Origin of the sequence: Devosia elaeis, from assembly GCF_001650025.1 — a bacterium.
Classification (GTDB): Bacteria; Pseudomonadota; Alphaproteobacteria; order Rhizobiales; family Devosiaceae; genus Devosia; species Devosia elaeis.
Map to the genome: position 1 here is coordinate 1 of NZ_LVVY01000029.1, position 2,982 is coordinate 2,982.

Below are 2,982 nucleotides of genomic sequence, written 5' to 3' on the forward strand. Positions count from 1 at the left end.
GCTTCCAATGGAATCACATGCCGATCCTAACCCAAACCCGCCGCATCAGCGCCGCGAAACGCAGGCGCCTGCGATCAGATCGGCATCCGCATGATCTCTTCATAGGCCGAGATGACCCGATCCCGGATGGTGACCATGCTTTCGATGGCCATTTCGGTTTCGGAGAGAGCGGTCACCATGTCGACGACATTGGCCTTGCCACTGACCATGTCCATGGCCATCTGGTCGGAAACCTTGCCCTGGTCGATGACGCCCTGCACGTTCTGGGCCAGCAGCTCGGCGAAATTGGCCCCGCCGCCAGCCGCCTTGGCGGTCAGGTCCGTGCTGGGCTTTGCGGCCTGGTTGATCAGCCGGCCGGCATTGCCATAGGCGGTGGCGGCGGCGTTGAACGGGGTGGTGATGGCCATGGCTTTGCGTCCTAAAAGGTTCAGCCGCGCAGGATATCGAGCGTGCGCCCGAGCATCTGTCGGGTCACGGTGACCACGTTGAGATTGGCTTCGTAGCTGCGCTGGGCTTCGCGCATATCGACGGTTTCGATCAGCGTGTTGACGTTGGGATATTGCACATAGCCGCTGGCATCGGCGGCCGGGTGGCCCGGCTCGTAGCGCGAGCTGAAATCGCTCATGTCATAGGCCAGCCGGCCCACTTCCACCACGCGCCCGCCGACTTCGTTGTCGAACACGGTCTGGAAGGTAGGGATGCGGCGGCGATAGGGTTCGTCGCCCGGGGCCTTGCCGGCGGAATCGGCGTTGGCGATGTTCTCGGCGATGACGCGCATGCGGGCCGTCTGCGCTTGCAGGCCGGTGGCAGCGATGCGAAGGGACGAATTAAAGTCCATAAATCAATGCCTTATGCGTTCTTTCCCAGCGCGACGCGCAGGATGCGGATGGATTTCTGGTAGATGGAGGTGGCGGCCTGGTAGTCCATCATATTGGTGGTCACCTTCATCATCTCCTCTTCGAGGGTGATGCCGTTGCCTTCCGGGGTGATCTCGAAATTGGCCATGCGCTGGGCGTCGAAACCGGCCATGCCGGAGGAGACGGAGAAATGCGCCGGCTGAGTAACTGAGGTTGAGATCGTCGCCGAACTCATTGATGTGAAAGAGCTATTGGCGTCGAACTGTTTGAGATCGCGCCCCCGATATCCGGGCGTTTCGGCATTGGCGACGTTCTCGGCCAGAAGGCCCTGCCGGGTCTGATGCCAGCGCATCTTGTCGGTCAGCGCCGAGAAAACCGGCATATCCATAAGGCCCATGGGCCGGCCTCCACGCGAGTCCTGATAGGCAAATCCTGCCTAGCCATGGTTAAGTATTGGTTAACAGACTGCTAACGCTGACCGGCGCGATCTCGCTATTTGCACATTTCATCGGCTAACTAGGCAGGAAGTGCCGATTGAGATTCGGTTTGCGGCCCGGTGGCAAGGCCACCACGAGATAGACGATGTCGCGCTCAGGCGCGACGGCATTGGGAGCTTAGATTCGTGCAATTCATTACCGGCCTGTTTGGCGGCAGCGGCAATACGGCCCTGACCATGCTGTTCGCGCTCGGCGCGGTCATCGTCCTGATCATATTGGCGGTCTGGCTGATGAAGGTGGTGTTCAAGGTTTCCGGCAATGGCGTTCGCGGCCGCAACCGGCGGCTGGCGGTGGTGGATACGCTGGTGCTCGACCAGAAGCGGCAGCTGATGATCATCCGGCGCGACAATGTCGAACATGTCATCCTGACGGGCGGCGCGCAGGACCTGGTGATCGAGACCGGCATTGCCATTGCGGAAACGCCCGTAGCCGCCCCTGCCCGGCGGCCGGCGGCCCCGACCGCTCCCGTCCAGCGCCCTGCCCCTACCGGTCCGGCGCCGGTGGTGGAGAGCGTGCGCCCAGCCACGCCCGTTGCTCCCGTCGCGCCAGTGGCGCCGGTGCCCAAGGGCGAGCCGGATACGCTGCTCGAACATTTGCAGAAATCAGGCCATGCCGGCGACAAGAAGACCCGCGTTTCGCTGCGCCGCACCGGCCTGCTGCGCCAGTCGGGGGCCCGGGAGCCTATGGAATCCGGGCAAAACCCCGACATTTCGGCCGTCGCGCCCGCCGACTCAGCTAATGAGTCTCAAAGTGGCGGAATGAGCGAAGGCGCGGCGCTTGGTAATGACGGCAAAGACGAGGCCAATCGGGGCTGAGCCGGCACGCCGGACCTGGATGCGCTTGCTGCCTTTTCTGGCCGGCGCCGGCCTGCTGCTGGCGCTCACGACGCAGGTATCGGCCCAGGACCTGTCCATCGATTTCGGCGACGATACGACGCTGACCGAGCGGGCGATCCAGCTAATCGGGCTGATCACCCTGCTTTCGCTGGCGCCGTCCATCCTCGTCATGGTGACCAGCTTCACGCGCATCGTCGTGGTGCTGTCGCTGCTGCGCACCGCCATCGGCCTGCAGACCGCGCCGCCCAATTCGGTGATGGTGTCGCTGGCCTTGTTCCTGACGCTGTTCATCATGCAGCCGGTGCTGCAGCAGAGCTATGACCAGGGCATCGCGCCGCTGATGGCCGGCGAGATCGAATTTGCCGAGGCTTTCGACGCCGGCGCCGCCCCGGTGCATGAATTCATGCGCAGCAATGTGCGCGACAAGGATCTCAGCCTTTTCTACGATCTCACCGATGCCGAGCCGCCGGAAGCGCCCGAGGCGATCCCGCTGCAATTGCTGATCCCCGCCTTCATGATCTCCGAACTGCGCCGGGCCTTCGAGATCGGTTTTCTCCTGTTCCTGCCCTTCGTGGTCATCGACATGGTGGTAGCCTCGGTGCTGATGAGCATGGGCATGATGATGCTGCCGCCAGTGGTCATCTCGCTGCCGTTCAAGCTGATCTTCTTCGTGCTGGTGGACGGCTGGTATCTGGTCGCCGGCTCGCTGGTGCGCAGTTTTACGGGGTGATGGTGACTTCTATTTAGCACCAGTCGTCACCCTCGGGCTTGACCCGAGGGTTCTTCGTGCAT

At 62.6% G+C, this 2,982-nt stretch carries 5 protein-coding genes; 2 read left to right on the forward strand and 3 right to left on the reverse strand.

The features are described from left to right. Nucleotides 1-74: 74 nt before the first annotated feature. From fliE to flgB, 3 genes are read right to left on the reverse strand one after another with little or no spacing between them, the layout of a single operon-like run. Nucleotides 75-407 (reverse strand): flagellar hook-basal body complex protein FliE, encoded by a 333-nt coding sequence (gene fliE / locus A3840_RS01530; RefSeq protein WP_109442255.1) that lies wholly within the window; start codon nt 405-407, stop codon nt 75-77. A 20-nt stretch (nt 408-427) separates the two neighbouring features. Beyond that, nucleotides 428-838, reverse strand: coding sequence for a flagellar basal body rod protein FlgC (flgC, locus tag A3840_RS01535; protein ID WP_067450845.1), 411 nt, complete (start codon nt 836-838; stop codon nt 428-430). Nucleotides 839-849: 11 nt separating this feature from the next. Beyond that, nucleotides 850-1,254, reverse strand: a complete 405-nt coding sequence (flgB, locus tag A3840_RS01540) for a flagellar basal body rod protein FlgB (RefSeq protein ID WP_067450848.1) — start codon at nt 1,252-1,254, stop codon at nt 850-852. A 225-nt stretch (nt 1,255-1,479) separates the two neighbouring features. On the opposite strand from flgB, the gene A3840_RS01545 reads away from it, so the two are divergent. Both A3840_RS01545 and fliP read left to right on the forward strand, forming a co-directional pair. After that, on the forward strand, nt 1,480-2,169 hold the full coding sequence (locus A3840_RS01545; protein WP_067450851.1) for a flagellar biosynthetic protein FliO: 690 nt from the start codon (nt 1,480-1,482) through the stop codon (nt 2,167-2,169). A gap of 19 nt (nt 2,170-2,188) precedes the next feature. Next, nucleotides 2,189-2,920: a flagellar type III secretion system pore protein FliP gene (gene fliP, locus A3840_RS01550; RefSeq protein ID WP_067450854.1), complete on the forward strand. Its 732-nt coding sequence runs from the start codon at nt 2,189-2,191 to the stop codon at nt 2,918-2,920. Nucleotides 2,921-2,982: the final 62 nt, after the last annotated feature.

Bases quoted from the DNA above. Each gene is read 5' to 3' on its own strand.
- flgC (WP_067450845.1), bottom strand. From the start codon at position 838: ATGGACTTTAATTCGTCCCTTCGCATCGCTGCCACCGGCCTGCAAGCG.
- flgB (WP_067450848.1), bottom strand. From the start codon at position 1,254: ATGGGCCTTATGGATATGCCGGTTTTCTCGGCGCTGACCGACAAGATG.
- fliP (WP_067450854.1), top strand. From the start codon at position 2,189: ATGCGCTTGCTGCCTTTTCTGGCCGGCGCCGGCCTGCTGCTGGCGCTC.
- fliE (WP_109442255.1), bottom strand. From the start codon at position 407: ATGGCCATCACCACCCCGTTCAACGCCGCCGCCACCGCCTATGGCAAT.